Origin of the sequence: Pedobacter sp., from assembly GCF_965227205.1 — a bacterium.
Taxonomy (GTDB): domain Bacteria; phylum Bacteroidota; class Bacteroidia; order Sphingobacteriales; family Sphingobacteriaceae; genus Pedobacter.
Genome location: NZ_OZ245727.1, coordinates 866,645 through 884,692, shown reverse-complemented (window position 1 = coordinate 884,692; position 18,048 = coordinate 866,645). Strand labels below are relative to the sequence as shown.

Sequence of the window (18,048 nt, the reverse complement as noted above, 5' to 3'; positions counted from 1 at the left end):
AATATAGCATTTTAAAACATTTAAAGTTCTGTTACATTCGCACCATGGAAAGTATAGTTATTGAACGAGCCAAACCTGGTGATGTTAAGAAGCTTCAAGAAATTGGTCGTTTTACCTTTAGTGAATCTTTTGCACATCTAAATAGCGAAGAAGATATGCAAAATTACCTGGAGCAAAGTTTTGCTGAAGAAAAGCTTAATATCGAGCTTACCAATAAGGATTCGCAGATTTACTTTGCCTTATCAGATGAAAGAATTGTTGGTTATTTAAAAATTAATGTTCGCTCGGCACAAACAGAAAATATTGACATTAATGCTTTTGAAATCGAGCGCATTTATGTAATGAAAGAATTTCATGGCAAAAAGGTTGGGCAAATGTTCTATCAAAAAGCGATTGATATTGCCCAAAACATGAATGCAGCATTTGTATGGCTTGGCGTTTGGGTACACAATGATAGAGCGCAAAGTTTCTACAAAAAAAATGGATTTGTAGTGTTTGATAAGCACATTTTTAAACTGGGAAATGATATCCAAACCGATTTGATGATGAAAAAAATGTTAACTGGGAACGAGAATACTGCAAAAATTTAATGGAAAAAAAGAATTTTTATTTATTGTTATTGATATTAGGCACAGCTTTCTGGGGCATTTCATTTTCTGTGACTAAACTCGCAATCGGTCCAAATCAATCGGCTTTGTTTCTGTTTTATCGATTTCTACTGGCAACTTTAGTGTTAACCTTAGTATTCTGGAAACACGTTAAAAACATCGGGGCAAAATCAATAAAAACAGGTGCCGTTTTAGCAGTTCCACTGGTGGCGGGTATTTATTTGCAAACATTAGGCATTACAAATACCTCGGCATCGCAATGTTCGTTCGTTGCAGGTATAACTGTTGTAATTATTCCCGTTTTTAAACTGGTATTTTACCGAAATGCAGCACCCTTAAAAATATGGATTGCCGCTTTTGTAGCGTTAATTGGCTTGTTTGTAATCTCAGTAACTGACAATTTAAGCATCGGTATTGGCGATGTATATACAATAATTGGTGCTTTTTGCTTTGCTGTATATCTTATTCAGGTCGAAAAAGCATCGAAAAAAGGAAATATCATCCCTACCATTGTGCCGATGTTTGCAAGTTGCTCTTTATTTACTTTTTTACTGATTTTTAGCAGTCAGCAAAACATTGTGTGGATACCTGAACAAAACAATTTCTGGATTGGAATCGTTTTCTGTGCTTTATTTTCTACCGCTTATATGTACAGCGTATCAAACATTGCTCAGAAATACATCAGTGCAGAACGGGTTTCTATCATTTACTTATTCGAACCTGTGTTTGGAGCAATCGCAGCTTATTTCATCCTTGGAGAAAATATAACTTCGCGATTGTTAATTGGTGGAGCATTAATTTTTACAGCAACCTTAATTTCAGAGCTTAAGTTAAAGTGGAGAAAAACAGGAAAGCTTTGTGTTGAGGAAATAATTTAATTCAATCCGATAAAGATGAAATAACTATACCTAACAGTTCATCGGATGAAAATAGAAATACATTATAAATAAAAGGCTGGTCGTTTTAAAAAAACCGACCAGCCTTGAAAAATTATTAACCATAAACTGGTTTAATTTATACTCCACTTACTGCGTTATGATGAGAAGTGATTGCTTCTCCAATCATCGTGGTAAAACGACTACCAATCTCATCCATACTTTTCCATTGCGTACCTTGTTCACCAGCCTCTGGATAAATTACACCAATTTTTCTTTCACCATCCATAATTCTGTAGGTTCCATTCTCATGAGGTTCGATATCGTAACTACCCTCTGGTGTATTAATTTTGAAGGATTCAGTCGATTTAGTTTCACTTGTTGTAACATGCTCTGTAAATTCTTTCGTTTGATGTGCAGTTTCAAGGTTTGAATCTGTGACCATATGATGAATTTTCAAAGCTTCTTCCTCCCTATCGTTACCACTTGATGTGGAATTGTTCTCTTCAACCGATACTTCATCCGTTTTGGATGGACGTCTACCCCTGTCAAAATGGTGATGTTGATAGAATTGCTCCGTATGTTCATCAAGTTCTACAATCTCCTCTTCAATTCTCAAGGCAGCTGGGCTCCCAATGGCAGTTCTAATCTTATTTTCTGTTTCCCTACTCACTTCGCCAATAATATATTGCGGCATTTCTTCGAGCTGGTGCTGATGCAAAACTGGAATAACTACTTCTTTTTTGTCTTTAGCTAAATCTGCAAAGCCAATCGGAATCAGTATTGCTTTCTCGCCATCAGGCGCTACTTCCGGATTAAGATCAACTACAATATAGCGGATTGCATTTTGTTCTGGATCAAATAACAAATCACGAACCTGACCTATTTGATTTTCGCTTTCATCTTTTACAGGCCACCCGGTAATGTCTGCTTCACCACTAATGATTTTATAATCTGCCTTTGATAATTCTTCTAAATTTATATATTCAATTGTTCCTGAATTCATAGCTTTTTATTTAAGGGCATTTAAATTCACCCTTGTTTCTAACAAGCTATTTTGAGAAATGGTTTTTATTTTATTAATTTAATCAATTCCAAATACGTCTGAAGTTGAGGTAAGAAGTTATAACGGGCACTTTCAATCAACAATTTTGGCTATCAACTATTATTTAATAAGTATTTACAAAATTTACATTTTTATTTACAATTCAAATCAATCGGTTTGTAGAATATCAAACTAGATTTGCTCAATCAATTCGAAAGATTATGAAAAATTTAAAGAAAATCACCTATCTATTAATCTTACCGCTGGTTGTGGTAAGCGGACTAGTTTTTGCCAATCGCGAAACTAAAGATGAAAACAAGCCGTCAACTAAGTCGCTATCCCCGGCTGAAATGAAAGCCCGAGCAGTAGAAGACCGAAAAAAATGGGAAGCTACCCCAGATGGTTTGAATTACATAAAATGGGAGGCCTCTCCTGCAGGTAAAAAAGTAAGTGCCAGTCATGACAAGATAAGAAAGTACATTAAGGACTTCAGCAATATGGAAGCCGTGGTTACATCTGTTACTTTTAAGCGCCCAAATGCGAATTCATCATCTCCGAAATGGCTTATTGTTAAGATTGATGGCGAAGAGTACATGATGCAATTTAATGCAAAAGATTTTCAGAAGCTAAGTGGCCTTAAAGTAAACGACAAAATTATAGTAAAAAGCCACAGCGCAGGATATTCACCAAATCATCCATACCTGATTGTATCTGGTGATATTATAGAGCAGAAAAACAAAGTGCTTCTTAAACGAGAATTTAATAAAAATGATGGGTGTTAAGATTATCCTGAATCTTAATTTTATAAAATCAGCAAAATCAAAAAAGCCGTAGAAAAATCTAAGGCTTTTGTACCCGAAATGATGATTACTTTGAACACTTAAGTGAGTTTTTACAAGTGCTACAGCCTATTGTTGATGACTTAAAAGGCAAAGGGTTTATTTAGAATATTTAAGAAACCAAACAATAGACCCGTTTGGTTGAAAATTTAGAACACAAATATTTGGCATGTTATGAAAATATTTTGTAACGCTTAATTTCAGCATCACACTAAAAAATCTTCTTTTAAGGGGACAGGACGAGAGAACAGGCAGATGGAATAGTATTTCCAGCGGCCAGAAATTTTAAATAAGTTATTCGATTTACCTTTCAGAAGCGGTAGAAAAACTAAACCTAAAATCTTCATTTTATAAAAACCAATAATATTCTCACATCGTATATTATCTTGAGAGCGTTAATTTAGATGAAAGCAGGTTACACGAGTTGTGCCTGCTTTTTTTGTGTCAAAACTTTACCAGGGCAGCATAACTAGCCGCTGATTTGAAGACTTAAAACTTTAGAACTAATATTTGAGACTACCTTCTGAATAAAAGTGATGATTTCTGCATATAACTACAACTGCAAGTTATAGACCTTAGATTTCTAAAACTTTTAATCTTCTATAATGTTATTCCAGCATAATTATTCATTAGATCTGGATAGAAAATTCAATAATTGTTTGTTAAAAAGCCACCTGAATAAAATTCTAGTGGCTTTTTGTTTTACCATGCATTGTAATTAATAACAAATTATCTCAATAGTAAATTGCTCTATGAACCTAAAAAAATTTCTTAAGGACAATCCTATGATTTGTCAAACTGATCTGGCTCATGCCATGTACCCTGACAAGCCTAAGTCTGCCAAATCAAAATTTAATAATAAGCTCAATTAAGTCTCACAGAAAAATAGTAAACAGCGCATTACGCCCAAAGACGAACAATTAGCTTTAGAGGTTCTAAAAAAACTTGGTGATAATATTAGCCAACTCCAAATATAAGCGCAAAACTCCTGCTATTTTAGCCCATTAATCCATGTAATCTTTTGACCTCAAAAACATATTCAGCTATGAGCTCGTATTAGAAATCGCTGGTTAAAGATATCCGGAAAACGGAACTAACTTCTTTCTGGTTGTAGTCCTGACTTGTCATCAGGCCATAATCGAAAGCGGTTTCTATTTTTTTACTAAATCGATAGCCAAGTGAAATGTATGGCCTGTTTTGGTCGAAGATGTGATCGTTTACATTCTGCTTGTTCAGCACATTTAAAAATAATTCGTTCTGAATACCAGTAAATAAGCCTGATGAAAAATCTTCGTTAGCCAGAACTGGAATCTGTAAGGAAACAAATCCCCTGGCTCTTAAAGCAAAATTAGTCGCAACCTCAGTTAAAAACCGTTGTTCTAACCTTCCCCTTATCTGTACCTCAACTTTTTTTATTTTAAAATCCCTCAGATATTGCTGGAATATCCGGTGCTCGTATTCGGTACGCTTGTTATCTTCGAAATCGCTTTTATAAGCATAACCCAATGCAAAACTGCTTTTATTTTTAAAGTTGTAGGCAATTGCACCACGTAGTAAAAGTGTATTCAGTTGTTTTAAAGATTGTTGTGAACGGGTTTGCGCATCTAACAATAAGCCAAACCGCTCATTAATCTTTTGAGTATGTGTCCAGAAAAGCCAGTATTCATTAGCATGTGATTGTCCAAGTGCAATTTCTTGCTGTAAACAGAATATAGCAATAAAAACATAAATCCATTTTATGTTGAAATGACATCTTGAAGAAAACATTATAATTTTACCACTTCAAACCCACCGTATGTTGTCATTTCTGCATTATGCCTAACATCAAGTTGCAATTTTAATTTTTGGATGAGCTCTTTCGCCAGGGTATTACTTCTGTGAATATCGCTAATGCCCCTTATTTCAATGCCAGACTTTAGAATTTTAAATTTATTTGGATCGAAAGCTTTAATAAATTGTTGTAAATCGTCTTCACTTTTTTTCGTACTGCTCATGATGTATAATTTCCAGTAACAATCCACATCAGCGCCAAATTGTTTTATTTATTATCTTTTAATTTTGATGCAGTGACTTAATTTGAGCAACTCCCCAAGCTATTTGCACATCTCAAATGTTTTATTTTTATACGGATTTATAATCGGACATCTTGGTTAATAGGAAGAAAAATCTCGATAATAAACAATTCGAGATGCCTTGCATAACATCTCGAATAGTGAAATTATTTAACGGATTAGCACTAAAAACCGTACATACCACCAGACACGCCAATCTGTTCTCCCGTAATCCATCCTGCATCATCAGAGGCAAGAAACACAGCAGCTTTGGCAATATCTTCCGGTAGTCCTCTGCGGCCAAGCGGCGTTTTAGAAACAAACATTTTTTCATATTCACTACCAGGTGTTACACCAGCACTATTAGCGCCTTCAGTATCAGTAGCCCCGGGTAAAATGGAATTGATGCGAATGTTTTTAGCACCCAGTTCTTTCGACAATGCAATTGTCATTGCATCTAATGCCGCCTTTGTAGAAGAGTATAATGAAGCACCTGGAAGAGGAGATTTACTTGCTCCTGAACTGATATTGATTATATTTCCTCCCTTATCACCAAAGGCTTTTAAAGATGATTGGATAGTTAATATCGGACCTAAAACGTTTACATTAAAATGGTTATGAAAAGCCTCTTCAGATATTTGATCGATAGGTAAATATCCTTGATAGACAGCGTTGTTAACCAAAATATCCAATTGACCGAAAGTGGCATTTGCCTCTTCAAATAGTCTGATGACATCAGCTTGGTTTGATACATCTGCCTGCACTGCGATGGCCTGGCCTCCGTTTTCAATTATCTCGTTGACTACGAGTTCTGCACCCTGTTTACTTGAAGCATAATTCACTACAACTTTTGCACCTGCCGCGGCAAAATGCTTTGCGATAGATGCACCAATTCCTTTTGATGCACCAGTAACAATGGCTACTTTATTTATTAATCTGTTCATTCTGAATAATTTGATATTTAATTGATTTTGATACCCCGAAAGGAAAGTGGAGATGTTATTTAGATAGGTAGGTCATGCCACCATCAACAAGGAGTTCGGCACCTAGTAAAAAAGAAGAATCTTCGGAGGCCAAAAAAACAGCTGTCTTCCCTATATCAGAAGGTTTGCCTATCCGACCAATTGGCATAACACTGGCAAATTGTGTTTTTACTGCTTGTATTTGTTCTGCAGGAACAAATTTTTCAAAGGCTGGTGTATCTGTTGTACCCGGAGTAATTACATTTACCCTGATATTTCTATGTAACAGGTCATTCGAAAAGCCTTTCGCAAGATATATGACTGCTGCTTTTGCAGCACCGTAAAGTCCGAATGAAGGGTATGCACGATGTGCAGCGTTGGATCCAATCAGAATAATTGAAGCACCATCATTCATATAAGGCAGTGCTCTCTGAACAGTGAAATAAACACTTTTCAAGTTCAGATTCATGGTTTTATCGTAATCTGCTTCAGAAGTTTCTTCAACCGTTCCGGTAGTCCCCGCACCAGCATTGGCGACTAAGATGTCTATCTTACCAAATTTTTCAGCGGTCTCTTCAAAAATTTGCGTCAGGCTTTCGGTGTTGGTCACATCTGCATTGATGGCTATAAAATTATTGCCAAGATTTGCCACTGCTTTATATAAGGTTTCAGCGTTTCTGCCAACAATTGCTCCAACTGCATCTTCATTTTTAAATGCTTCTGCAATACCGAATCCAATACCGCTATTACCACCTGTAATAACTGCAACTTTATTTTTTAACTTGTTCATGATTATCGTGATTTAATTAACACAGACAAAGATGCAGCCCTTTAGCAGACTGATTCTTGACTCAAGTCATTAAATACACTTGATAAAAATCAAGTTATTTTAAAGAAGCTTTTCTTATTCTGCTTAAAGTTTCAGGTGATAATCCAAGATAGGAAGCTATCATGTTTAGCGGGAATCGTTGTAAAAAATGAGGATATTCACTAACGAGTTCATTAAAGCGTTCTTCGGCCGAATGGCTAATGGCAGAACGCATCCTTTTCTGTGCGGCAATGCTGTAATTTTGGCTGATTACGTTCTGCATCGCTGTAAAAGCGGGGATTGGTTTTATAAATTCCTCAACAAGTGCATTTGTGATTTGCAGAATCTCCATATCTTCCAGCGCCTGTATATTAAACTGACTAGGCACTAAATGATAATAACTTTCGAAATCTGTTAGCCACCAGTTTTCGATACTCAACTTCAGGGTATGCTCATGGCCCTTTTCATCCACATTAAATGTTCGTGCTGAGCCTTTTACGATAAATCCTGTATACTTACAAACATCGCCCTCTTGTAAAAAATATTGCCGTTTTCTTAGTCTTCTGGGTTTAAAATGTGTCATTAACAAATGTTTGTCACTATCGGACAACATTTTACCTGAAACTTCCTGGATGTAACTGAAAAGGGCTTCAAAACTGGACATGTTAACATTCTAATATTAGCCGCAATTTAATCAAGCTGTCTGATAATAAAAACATAATGGTTGATTTTATAACCGAAATAAAAGCCGTATTGCTATGTAGGTTCTGTAAAAAAGAAATGCAGGGTAAAACGCCCTGCATTAGAACCAAATATATTATTTCACTGATAGATGTGCAATTATAACACACTGGTATTAATTATTGTTTAAAGAATTATAAAATAAAAAAGCGCCGCACAGCAACACATCAGTTAAGGTAATGGCTAAATATCGCAAGGTTAAACCACAATTGCTTTTAATTATGAATTTATGGAATTGAAGATAGCATGCTTATATTAGGCTTATAAAATTCAAAAAAAAAACACTTCATGATTATATCGTCTTTGAAAGCCATTTTTAACCGCGACTTGAAACGGCTCGCTGATGAAATCAACACTTATAAAAGTGAGCATGTTTTATGGGTAACGGAAAAAGGAATTTCAAATTCTGCCGGTAATCTATGCCTGCACCTTATTGGCAATCTTAAAACCTACATTGGGTTGGTGTTAGGGAAAGTAGATTATGAGCGAAACCGCGAACTTGAGTTTTCCTTGAAGGATATTCCAAGATTTGAGTTATTACGACAGCTTGATGAAACCATTAAAACAGTGAACACTTCACTTGATGGACTAGACGATGAGGATTTATTAGATGACTATCCGTTAATAGTATTTGAGGATAAAATGTCAACTGGCTATTTCCTGATACATTTAACTACGCATTTGAGTTATCATTTAGGACAGATTAATTACCACAGACGCATGTTAGATATTTGAACGGATGATAGAAAATGATAAGACACTGAACAAAAAAACTCATGTTAAGACAATTCATTTGACCAATCATCCTAAACACAAACTGATTGCCTGGCCTGCTGTTGATTCCATGCCCGAAAACATAAGCGCAAATTATGAGGATTATGCAACACAAATTCGTATTGCTTTTTTGTTTAACTATTGATAAGGTAACAGCTTTGTTATATTTTAGAATTACAAACTAAACTAAAATATGGCAGAGACATTTAATTTAATCGGAGGTGCAATTGCATTAATTATGAGCATTGGAATTTTAGCACTTTTGTGCCGTCCTAATAGCCGGATGTAATGTATTGCTGTTAACCGGCATAGAGTTTTATGCCGGTTAGCACTAAAAAGCAAATCTTAATGTTTAGCTTTTTCTTCCTGATAACAAAATGAGTCCAAAGCCCAAAACAAGTCCTATACCCATTGCCATTTTAGTTTTTTTCGAAGGTACCGGAAGGACCGTTTCCCCGTAAATCTGATGTGGAGAAGCCGACGGAATTAATACGTTTCCACTCGTTGGTTCTCCATCTTTAATTTGCATTAAAAGACGCATACCTGAAGAGGCGGTGTTGACGAGTATTTTTGGAAAGATACCGTGCATGGTTTTTAATGCCCACGATGAAAAGTCAGGGAATTTATCTTTTTTCGGATGTATCACTAGTTTCAACAATTGCGCTGCTGTATCTCTTGGATCTGCGGCAAATGGAGGAATCTTAAAGTCTAGCCCGGAATACTTGGCTGAATGCATATTACCTGTGGAGCGCTGAATCTGTGGATAAAGGTTACAGATGTGGATGTTTGGCTCGCCGGAAAGTTCGCCCTGTAAACATTCCATCATGCCCTTAATACCAAATTTGGTTGCGGAATAAACAGCGCTGTACGGAGCAGGCATGAATCCGCCGATGGAAACATTATTGACGAGAACCCCATGCCCCTGCTGTTTAAATATTGGAAGAATAGTATGAGCACTGTTAAGATAACCCAGTAAGTTGGTTTTTACGACCTGATGACTTACTTCAATGGGAATTTCCTCGAATTTACCACTCGCCATCACTCCTGCATTATTCACCCAGAAATCAATCTGACCGCTTATTTTAAGCGCCTCCTCAACGAGCGCTTTTACTTGCATAATTTCCGAAACATCGGTGGGCACACCAATCGCGTTAGCTCCAAGGCTTTTACAATAATCCACCGCCTGGTTCAAAGCATCCTGGCCTCTGGAAGCCAAAACAACATTACTTCCGGCCTTTGCGAAGGCTTCGGCGGTAGCCAGCCCTACCCCACTGGAAGCTCCGGTGATGACTACAGTTTTGCCGCTTAAGTTTGGTACTGATGTATTGTTTTCCATGGCTTGATTTGCGCTATTGATATTATCTGCAACACCTGAATTTGGACAAATGTTTGAACTTTTAGATACCGTCTAAAAAAGAAAAACTGGAATGAGGTTTAATATTGTCTGGAAAAAAATAATAAAAAAGGAACTTTCCGTGAGTTACCTTGAAATCATTTGGCATCTAACTCATGATCAGACGAAATTTAGGTTTGTGTGGAGTACGTGTACTGGATGATTTGATGATGCCGGCCCCTCAATAGTTTAATGAGGACTAAGATTCTAAACCATTTCTTTAATTTATATGTTGTAAAGATTAAACTATTAATATATAAGAAATGAAAAAGCAAAATCAGAACACAGAAACAGACCAAGAGAAACTAAGCCAGAAGGCATTAGGTAATACAGCAGTTGAGTTGAATGCTTCAAGCAGTGACAACGAACTGAAAAGCACACCAAAGACTACAGGCACGGGAGGGAATCCGGCATCGTCCACACCTAATTCTTTAATTGTTCATGAAGATGAAAAAGGTGAACATCGGTACGAGGATGGTGATGAGACAAAATAAAAATTCATTCAGATATTATCTGCAACAATTCTCGCAGTATTTCTAGGCGCATCTTAATGTACTGGACTTTGTTTTACCCTGGGATATTTGTTTTATCGGCGAATATTTTAAGATTACACATTTACAATAAAAAGCAATAAGATAGCTCTCAATGAGCACAGCAATATTCTTGCATGTGCCTCGAGATTGGTGTCTTGCTTGAAAATCCTGCTATCAAGGCTTCTTCAGAACCATAGATTTTACTTTCTTGACAACAAAATATTGCTCATCGAAAAAACACCAGCGAACAAAAACAGCGTTGAGGATGTTATAGTGCTTACAAAAAATATCGTGTAAGCATGAAAAGCAAAATTTACATCCTGGAAGACAATGAGGATATTCTTGAAATAATGAGTGAAAGCTTAGAAATAGCAGGTTACGAAGTGAATGGGTATACAAATGTGGCAGACTTTAAAAAGGCGATGAACATTGCTACACCTGATTTATTTTTAATAGATGTGATTTTACCGGATGGGCATGGAATAAACCTTTGCGAGGATTTGAAGCTGAACCGTTCGACCAGACACCTGCCAGTGATTTTACTAACCGCACATAGCGAAATCCAGAAAATGAAAATCAGAAGCCGGGCAGACGACTTTATTGCCAAACCCTTCCAAATGGAAGACTTAATCAAACGAATCTCCAATCAATTGAGTTAAGTTTTTTTCTGGCAACTGTTTGTACCGATAAAAAAACGGAAACTTTTATTCAGGCAAAGGGGTTACACTAATAGTATAATTCAAAAAATATATTATGGAAAATAGAGATAAAATACAACAGCAAGAAGATATTGTTAATCCAGAACAATTTCAGGTTGGTCGTTCCTCTGAAGAAGAAAAAGACATTGAAAAAAGTGAAACTACCCAAACAGAGGATTCAGGTTACACTGCTCAGGAAACGGAATTCGCAGATGGAAAAGATACTGAACTTAATGAGGCGTTAGGCAATGAATCCAAAACCGATGACAGCAATGAAACCAACCAAGAAGCAGATGGCACCTTCGAAAATAAGGATTCAGGAAAAGACAAAGGTCAGCAGCCTGAAGTCAATGACATTTAATCCCACTAGCGATTGTAACTATAGACATGAGAATTATGAAAAGCCAGCAGTGAAATTACAGCTGGCTTTTTTTCATGCCCTGCTTTCCATTTTTGTGCTTATTTATATCCTCGAGAAAATCATTTGATATGCCAAGTTTTTTAAGGGGAAAATTAAGTATCATGGCTGAGGGCAACATTATCCATAAATGCTCCGTCGAGATATAGCCTGAAAGACTTAGAATTGGGACTGGTCTGGCTTACAACAACTGTTTTACCCTGGAGAAAAAAAATCCTGGTGACAGTACCGTTATTAAAAATCATTGTGAGAGGAGCTTATTTAATTTATTTTTTCGTCTGCATAAACAATTAATAAATTAAATTGTTTAGAAGAGATGCGCTTTTTCATTTGGCGAACCTTTTTTGCCAAAGCGAGATATACTGCTTTTAACCACTAAAGCACTTTAGCTAAAATCTTAAAAATGTAAACCCTGCTTGTATTAAAGTATAACATTAGTTAATTAATATCATACTTTAATACTGAGAAGATTTTAACGTGTTATTATACTTACCGCCAGCCTAAAGCTGGTGCAACATGTTCCAGAATAGAGGAAAGCACATGAAAATTATAGTCCACACCAAGCGTATTTGGAATGGTTAAGAGTATAGTATCAGCTTCCTGTATCGCTTCATCTTTTGACAGTTCCTCAATAAGCTTATCAGGTTCGGCGGCGTAGCTTTTACCAAAAACCGCACGCGTTTCCGGCTCGATATATCCAAAACTATCTGAGTCGCGACCCTGATTCCCAAAATAATATCTGTCTTGCTCATTAATTAGGGCAAAAATGGATCGGCTAACAGAAACCCTGGGCTCACGCTGGTGTCCTGCTTTTTTCCAGGCTTCTTTGTAAAGCCTTATTTGCTCTGCTTGCTGAATGTGAAATGGTTTGCCGTTTTCATCAAACTTCAGCGTAGAGCTTTGCAGAAACATACCATTTTCGGCGGCCCAGATAGCTGTAGCATTCGATGCTGCACCCCACCATATTCTTTCTCTCAAACCTGGTGAATGTGGTTCAAGGGGCAATAATCCTTCAGGATTAGGAAACATGGGATTTGGATTTGGTTCCGCAAATCCCTTGTGAGATAATTTCTCCAGGAAGGTAAGCGCTTTTTTCCTGCCCATCTCGGCATCACTTTCTCCCTCTTCTAGTGAGTAGCCGAAGTGACGCCAGCCATCAATAACCTGCTCGGGAGAACCACGGCTAATTCCAAGTTGCAAACGTCCTCCGGAGATGAGGTCGGCAGCACTTGCATCTTCCACCATATACAATGGGTTTTCGTAACGCATATCGATAACTCCTGTTCCAATTTCAATTTTACTGGTTTTTGCTCCGATAGCAGCAAGAAGTGGAAATGGTGACGCCAATTGACGGGCAAAATGATGAACCCTGAAATAAGCGCCATCTAATCCGATTTCTTCTCCGGCTACTGCCAAATCAATTGATTGAAGTAAGGTGTCGGCAGCTGTTCTAGTTCGATATGAAGGATGGTCGGACCAGTGCCCGAATGATAGAAATCCTATTTGCTTCATGAATAATTTTAATATTTCTAAAAATAAGCAAATCAGCGGCTATGTAAAGTCACATTCCAGTAATAAATAAGGTTAGTTTATGGAACGATAAAATTATCGAAAAAAGTGATAATTCAAATATAAATCTCACTAGAATCAGTAGAAATTGCAGATTTGAGATCCAGAGGTAGGCTACAGCCAGACAATTCTATTGTAGCGATTAACATTAATTACAGAGGTTATTTTTTCGCGAACGTTTGTTTGGATTTGTATGCCTTAATCTCTAAACCCGAACTGACACTTAACCGGATTATCCTAATATGCGGGCAATTTTACACTAAAACAAATTCGATTATTAGAAGATTCAACATTGATATTACCACCGTGTGCTTTTGCAATCTCACTCGCAATAAAGAGTCCAAGGCCTAAACCTTCCTGTCCGTGCTTAACCTTACCTCTTGAAAACGGTTTAAATAAATGTGCCTTAGTGTTTTCATCAATAGCTTTACCAAAATTCGTAATGCAAAGTTCCAGTCCTTTCGTTCCACTTTTAACCAAGACTTCTATCGGCTTTCCTTTCTCTCCATGAGATATGGCATTACCCAGCAGGTTAGAGAAAAGTTGCGCAAGTCGTTTATTGTCTGCTTTAACTGGTGTTATCAGGTCCATTTCTAATTCTATAGCAGTTTCAGAATGAGCAATTGTGAATTCTGTAATCACCTCTTTCAACGTGGTTTCCAAATCCTTCGGATTTTTAAAATTAAGCTTAATACCTCCACCGAGCCTTCCACTGGCAAAATCGAGGATATTATCAACTAAACCCCTGGTACGCATTGTTGCATCCTGAATTATCTTTGCCAAACGCAGATTGCGATCATCAAGCTCACTTCTAAGTTGAAGTTGCACAGCATTAGATATTGCGTTTACCGGATTGCGAAGGTCATGCCCTAACATCGCTATGAACTGCTCTCTGATTTCAGCTTCTTCTTCATGCCTATTATTTTTCTGTTCTGCTGAGGTGAGCTTTTCTAAAGCGCTCAAGTGAAAGGAAATCAGGTCGGCAAAAAGATTGAATGTATCTAACGTATGTTTATTATTAACCTTGGCAGGGTTTGTGTCTATGGCGCATAATGTGCCGAAAAAGCTGCCATCTTTAAGAATTATCGGAACCGAAATGTAACTCTGCAGACCATATATTCGTGGCGTATGATGATTTTTCCATTCCTCATCTTCACTTACATGATCTATTGCTACACTCCTCTGATGTTGCCTTATCTCATGACAAATCGTAGTTTTAAGTTCAAGCTCTCCGCCTGGTTTTAGTCCGAATCCGATTTTATCATTTGTAGCACAGGCAATCCATTTATCTTCAGTAACTCTTGCTATCGCAGAAAATCCCATGCCTGTAATCTGGCAAATAACCTCTAGTATATTAGATATTATTGGAATTTTTGACACCGCATCGATGTCATTATTAATAGAGGTAACTTTAGACAATGGCATTTGAAGGAAAATTAAGATTCGGGATAATTATTCAATATCAAATGTAAATAAAACTTTATTTAAACTACGTTATGAATGGCTATTATGAATCATTACTTCTGCCAGTTTCCGCAAGATGAGACCTTTAAAAACCATAAAGCAAATGTTGCAAAGTTAGAATGCTTAAAGTTTAATGTTCCCGAGTTTTTTTAATTGCTGCTTTGCCTGAGGTAAATACTTTTTTGAAAACACTTTAATTTCCGAATCTGTGGAGTTGCCTGCTTCTTCAAGCAGCGCAATCAGCTGGTTTTGATTGGTCGTGGCACTCTGCTGATAAGCCTTGTCGATTGATTTCTCATCTAGATTCTTAAGTCTGTTAACTTCTGTACTAACGCTAACCTCATCAATTATGTTTGCTTGCGGTTTTTTACCTGATTGTACTACAGCCTCACCGCCTGCGTTTTGAATACGCGAGGTATCCCTCAGGTTTTCTGGTGCAGAGTCTATTCTGCCATCAGGCCTTAGTCCGCCTTCGGGCGTACTCATTGGTAAATCGATACCTTTTGCTTTTGAGAGGGCACGTAAATCCTCGTTCAGTGCAATTTGTCTTTCAACTATTTCTTCGGTCAAGACCTTTAAACGGCTATTTTTTGATTTATAGGTTGCTAATTTTGAGCTTAGCAGCGCCTGGGTACTGTTGATGTATAGTTGTTTGATCACCCTTGCATCTGATAAGCTATCTAACGAATGCTTTTTTTTGGCATATTTCAAATGAGGAATTTTACCAACCACCGGGATGGCAGATATAAATGTTAACGAAATAAGGGCATAAAATGCTAAGTTTAAAAGCTTTTTCATAGTTTTATCTTTTTCTTACACTAATTTAAACCACATTGGTTATCAGAAAGTTTGGTTAAATTCCAAAATAATAAGGTGTTTTCTAATTAGCGATTCTCGAACAAATAATGCACCGCTAATTAATTCCAATGGAAAAGATAAGCTATCAGCTCAACTGGCAAGAACTGAGTCACCTTCTGTCTATTAGACTATCTTTATCCTGACAGGTCCTTTGATGTGTTGAACATCAATAACTTTTCCCTTTTGCATGATTACTACCTCTCGCTTATTATGTAATTTTATAGCCTCATCCCTCACCTGTTTCATGTACTTTCTCCAGTTATCTGGAAACAGCGCCCTGGCAATTTCAGAAGGACAGGTTGTTTTGTCTTTACCCCGTTGCCGGGCAAATGCTAAAATCGTTTCCGAAATCATGGCCTTAATAGTTTCATTTCTGCTTATCGGGCAACAACTGACAGTCGCTATTGTTTACAAAAACCGGTTCTTTCAAGTTATGACCCGTTTCCGGAAATGAATTTTATTAATAAGCGTGCGTTGAGAAAGATGAGTTAAAACATTTTGTGATTGCAATGGTTAAATAAAAATGAACAAGACAATGCAGGAGTTATTTGATGAGTATGAGTTAAAATCACTCGTAGTCGAAGATGCCAAAAAAGCCTATGACGAAAGCGAATTACCCGATTTATCAAAAGAAAAATACATTAGCGCATCAGAGGCTGACCAGCATATTATTGCATGTATAGAGCGGGAGCGCCGGGAAAAAGAACTGGAAGACAGAAGCAGGGAATGGGGATTGATTCAGGATACGCTAGCTGATGCGCTTTGCCGTGTAAATACAAAAGTACTTGTAAAAGATAAAAGGGATAATACTGAACTGCTGATCCATTGCGAAGCGGGAAGTATTATTATGGAAGAAAAAAAAGATTAATAAATGAGTCAGTTTACAATACAGGAACAGTTTAATAATTACCTAAGCCTGTTAAACAAAATTCACAATATTGATCAGGATATTGATGCACTAATTAATGAGGTCGAAATCGCTGACTTACAGGATAAAAGAGCGCTTAGCAAAAAACGCTTAAAACGAGTTAGCGATGAACTGATAAGCTCACTTACAGATATGGGCAACAAGTATCCGATTCATAATTATCTGGCGGGTCAGACGACCTACTTGTTTGTACTAGATGGAAAATTGAGTTTTGAGTACCATTAGCTTAAGATATGCCATTGCTCAAGGCTTTCCAACACTTACCCTCCGTTTTTTCATTTAATATCAGGGTTTTACAAAACAAATCAAGATGCAACTTGTATTGTTAACATGAGGATAAAACAATTGCTTCCAGTATTGCTTTTGGCGGCAGGCTGTCATAACACCAATCCTGAAAAAGGTTCTGGGGGAAACAAAGTTGACGAGCGAACTGTACTTTCAAGTTATTCCATAGTGGATTCGGCAAAATCAATATTAAATCAGTCACTTCAGTTACGAAAAAGTTTGGTGGCAGGCAAGATAAACAGAGCCGATTTTCAACGACAAGACTCAGCACTAATGTACACCTTTCAAAAAATATATGGAAGCTTGTCTCCTAAAGACACCTCGATTATCCATCAATTCAGAGTGGAAAAAGAAGAAGAGCTTTTATCAAACCCTAAAAAGAATAACGATACTAGGAAATGGGAATAGAAAAAGAAGCTGAAAGGCCTGTTCCGAAGCCCACCGGAAAATTTGCAGCCTGGTTTATTGCACTGTATGACGTTTTCAGATTTATAGGGCGATTTTTTAAAGAGGCATTCCTCCCACCTTATGAATTCAAAGAACTTATGCGCCAATGCTATGAAATTGGATACCGCTCGGCGCTGTTGATTTCTACAACCGGTTTTATCACTGGCCTGGTTTTTACAAAACAGTCCAGACCATCACTTTCAGAATTTGGTGCAACATCATGGCTTCCTTCACTTGTTGGGATAGCGCTGCTCCGTACCCTTGCGCCATTGCTAACCGGATTAATTGCAGCCGGAAAGGTTGGTTCAAGCATCGGCGCAGAATTAGGATCAATGAAAGTGAGCGAGCAGATTGATGCCATGGAAGTGAGTGCGACAAATCCCTTTAAGTTTTTGGTGGCAACCCGGGTTCTGGCTGCCACCATCACCATGCCAATTCTCACTTTTTATACTGCAATGGTTGGTATGCTGGGCGCCTTGCTTAATGTTTCTGTTAACGAAGGCACAAGCGCAACCACATTTTTTCAAAGTGCACTTGAAAGCATCACTTATCTTGACATTATCGCCTCTACCATTAAAGCAATTTTATTTGGTTTTACAATTGCAATAGTTGGTTGTTACCAGGGTTACAATTCCTCAAAGGGAACAGAAGGCGTGGGAAAGGCAGCAAATTCAGCAGTGGTTACTGCGATGTTTTTAATATTTATTGAAGAAATAATATGTGTGCAAATATTTAGTTTATTTAATTCTTAG

22 protein-coding genes are annotated in these 18,048 nt (G+C 37.2%); 11 read left to right on the top strand and 11 right to left on the bottom strand.

Annotated elements, in window-relative coordinates; genetic code table 11:
* The first annotated feature begins 44 nt into the window (after positions 1 to 44).
* Both ACO05K_RS03780 and ACO05K_RS03775 read left to right on the top strand, forming a co-directional pair.
* Positions 45 to 590 carry a GNAT family N-acetyltransferase gene (locus tag ACO05K_RS03780; RefSeq protein WP_421943133.1) on the top strand — a complete coding sequence of 182 codons (546 nt, stop codon included), beginning with the start codon at positions 45 to 47 and terminating at the stop codon, positions 588 to 590.
* The gene (locus ACO05K_RS03775) at positions 590 to 1,486 is read left to right on the top strand and encodes a DMT family transporter (protein WP_421943132.1); all 897 of its coding nucleotides are present in this window, start codon (positions 590 to 592) and stop codon (positions 1,484 to 1,486) included. Before ACO05K_RS03780 ends, ACO05K_RS03775 begins: the two co-directional genes overlap by 1 nt.
* 136 nt (positions 1,487 to 1,622) lie before the next feature.
* Here ACO05K_RS03775 and ACO05K_RS03770 read toward each other — a convergent pair whose 3' ends face one another.
* On the bottom strand, positions 1,623 to 2,489 hold the full coding sequence (locus ACO05K_RS03770; RefSeq protein ID WP_421943131.1) for a PRC-barrel domain-containing protein: 867 nt from the start codon (positions 2,487 to 2,489) through the stop codon (positions 1,623 to 1,625).
* A gap of 260 nt (positions 2,490 to 2,749) precedes the next feature.
* On the opposite strand from ACO05K_RS03770, the gene ACO05K_RS03765 reads away from it, so the two are divergent.
* On the top strand, positions 2,750 to 3,310 hold the full coding sequence (locus ACO05K_RS03765; protein WP_421943130.1) for a hypothetical protein: 561 nt from the start codon (positions 2,750 to 2,752) through the stop codon (positions 3,308 to 3,310).
* Between the two features lie 1,113 nt (positions 3,311 to 4,423).
* Here ACO05K_RS03765 and ACO05K_RS03760 read toward each other — a convergent pair.
* The 5 genes from ACO05K_RS03760 to ACO05K_RS03740 all read right to left on the bottom strand — a co-directional run bounded on the left by ACO05K_RS03760 (position 4,424) and on the right by ACO05K_RS03740 (position 7,771).
* Positions 4,424 to 5,134, bottom strand: a complete 711-nt coding sequence (locus ACO05K_RS03760) for a DUF2490 domain-containing protein (RefSeq protein ID WP_421943129.1) — start codon at positions 5,132 to 5,134, stop codon at positions 4,424 to 4,426.
* Complete coding sequence (locus tag ACO05K_RS03755; RefSeq protein ID WP_421943128.1) at positions 5,134 to 5,361, bottom strand: hypothetical protein; 228 nt, start codon at positions 5,359 to 5,361, stop codon at positions 5,134 to 5,136. Before ACO05K_RS03755 ends, ACO05K_RS03760 begins: the two co-directional genes overlap by 1 nt.
* Positions 5,362 to 5,603: 242 nt before the next feature.
* The gene (locus tag ACO05K_RS03750) at positions 5,604 to 6,362 is read right to left on the bottom strand and encodes an SDR family NAD(P)-dependent oxidoreductase (RefSeq protein ID WP_421943127.1); all 759 of its coding nucleotides are present in this window, start codon (positions 6,360 to 6,362) and stop codon (positions 5,604 to 5,606) included.
* A 55-nt stretch (positions 6,363 to 6,417) separates the two neighbouring features.
* A complete protein-coding gene (locus ACO05K_RS03745; RefSeq protein ID WP_421943126.1) occupies positions 6,418 to 7,170 on the bottom strand; it encodes an SDR family NAD(P)-dependent oxidoreductase in 753 nt (250 codons plus the stop codon).
* A gap of 94 nt (positions 7,171 to 7,264) precedes the next feature.
* On the bottom strand, positions 7,265 to 7,771 hold the full coding sequence (locus tag ACO05K_RS03740; RefSeq protein ID WP_421943125.1) for a Crp/Fnr family transcriptional regulator: 507 nt from the start codon (positions 7,769 to 7,771) through the stop codon (positions 7,265 to 7,267).
* A gap of 446 nt (positions 7,772 to 8,217) precedes the next feature.
* Here ACO05K_RS03740 and ACO05K_RS03735 point away from each other — a divergent pair, with 446 nt between their 5' ends.
* Positions 8,218 to 8,664, top strand: a complete 447-nt coding sequence (locus tag ACO05K_RS03735) for a DUF1572 family protein (protein ID WP_421943124.1) — start codon at positions 8,218 to 8,220, stop codon at positions 8,662 to 8,664.
* Positions 8,665 to 9,055: 391 nt separating this feature from the next.
* On the opposite strand, the gene ACO05K_RS03730 is transcribed toward ACO05K_RS03735, so the two are convergent.
* A complete protein-coding gene (locus ACO05K_RS03730) occupies positions 9,056 to 10,039 on the bottom strand; it encodes an SDR family oxidoreductase (protein ID WP_421943123.1) in 984 nt (327 codons plus the stop codon).
* A 320-nt stretch (positions 10,040 to 10,359) separates the two neighbouring features.
* Here ACO05K_RS03730 and ACO05K_RS03725 point away from each other — a divergent pair, with 320 nt between their 5' ends.
* From ACO05K_RS03725 to ACO05K_RS03715, 3 genes are all read left to right on the top strand, one after another.
* Complete coding sequence (locus tag ACO05K_RS03725) at positions 10,360 to 10,590, top strand: hypothetical protein (protein ID WP_421943122.1); 231 nt, start codon at positions 10,360 to 10,362, stop codon at positions 10,588 to 10,590.
* Positions 10,591 to 10,928: 338 nt separating this feature from the next.
* Complete coding sequence (locus tag ACO05K_RS03720; protein ID WP_421943121.1) at positions 10,929 to 11,288, top strand: response regulator transcription factor; 360 nt, start codon at positions 10,929 to 10,931, stop codon at positions 11,286 to 11,288.
* A gap of 94 nt (positions 11,289 to 11,382) precedes the next feature.
* Positions 11,383 to 11,688 carry a hypothetical protein gene (locus ACO05K_RS03715; protein WP_421943120.1) on the top strand — a complete coding sequence of 102 codons (306 nt, stop codon included), beginning with the start codon at positions 11,383 to 11,385 and terminating at the stop codon, positions 11,686 to 11,688.
* A 546-nt stretch (positions 11,689 to 12,234) separates the two neighbouring features.
* On the opposite strand, the gene ACO05K_RS03710 is transcribed toward ACO05K_RS03715, so the two are convergent.
* The 4 genes from ACO05K_RS03710 to ACO05K_RS03695 form a co-directional block, all read right to left on the bottom strand.
* Positions 12,235 to 13,257 carry an LLM class flavin-dependent oxidoreductase gene (locus ACO05K_RS03710; protein WP_421943119.1) on the bottom strand — a complete coding sequence of 341 codons (1,023 nt, stop codon included), beginning with the start codon at positions 13,255 to 13,257 and terminating at the stop codon, positions 12,235 to 12,237.
* A gap of 294 nt (positions 13,258 to 13,551) precedes the next feature.
* A complete protein-coding gene (locus tag ACO05K_RS03705) occupies positions 13,552 to 14,739 on the bottom strand; it encodes a GAF domain-containing sensor histidine kinase (protein ID WP_421943118.1) in 1,188 nt (395 codons plus the stop codon).
* Positions 14,740 to 14,901: 162 nt separating this feature from the next.
* Positions 14,902 to 15,576, bottom strand: coding sequence for a hypothetical protein (locus ACO05K_RS03700; RefSeq protein WP_421943117.1), 675 nt, complete (start codon positions 15,574 to 15,576; stop codon positions 14,902 to 14,904).
* Between the two features lie 183 nt (positions 15,577 to 15,759).
* Positions 15,760 to 15,990 carry a DUF3253 domain-containing protein gene (locus tag ACO05K_RS03695; RefSeq protein WP_421943116.1) on the bottom strand — a complete coding sequence of 77 codons (231 nt, stop codon included), beginning with the start codon at positions 15,988 to 15,990 and terminating at the stop codon, positions 15,760 to 15,762.
* A gap of 169 nt (positions 15,991 to 16,159) precedes the next feature.
* Between ACO05K_RS03695 and ACO05K_RS03690 the strand changes: the two genes are divergently transcribed.
* From ACO05K_RS03690 to ACO05K_RS03675, 4 genes are all read left to right on the top strand, one after another.
* Positions 16,160 to 16,504 carry a hypothetical protein gene (locus ACO05K_RS03690; RefSeq protein ID WP_421943115.1) on the top strand — a complete coding sequence of 115 codons (345 nt, stop codon included), beginning with the start codon at positions 16,160 to 16,162 and terminating at the stop codon, positions 16,502 to 16,504.
* A 3-nt stretch (positions 16,505 to 16,507) separates the two neighbouring features.
* Positions 16,508 to 16,789, top strand: coding sequence for a hypothetical protein (locus ACO05K_RS03685; protein ID WP_421943114.1), 282 nt, complete (start codon positions 16,508 to 16,510; stop codon positions 16,787 to 16,789).
* A gap of 105 nt (positions 16,790 to 16,894) precedes the next feature.
* On the top strand, positions 16,895 to 17,257 hold the full coding sequence (locus tag ACO05K_RS03680) for a hypothetical protein (RefSeq protein WP_421943113.1): 363 nt from the start codon (positions 16,895 to 16,897) through the stop codon (positions 17,255 to 17,257).
* Positions 17,248 to 18,048: an MlaE family ABC transporter permease gene (locus tag ACO05K_RS03675; protein WP_421943112.1), complete on the top strand. Its 801-nt coding sequence runs from the start codon at positions 17,248 to 17,250 to the stop codon at positions 18,046 to 18,048. The genes ACO05K_RS03680 and ACO05K_RS03675 overlap by 10 nt, the downstream gene beginning before the upstream one ends.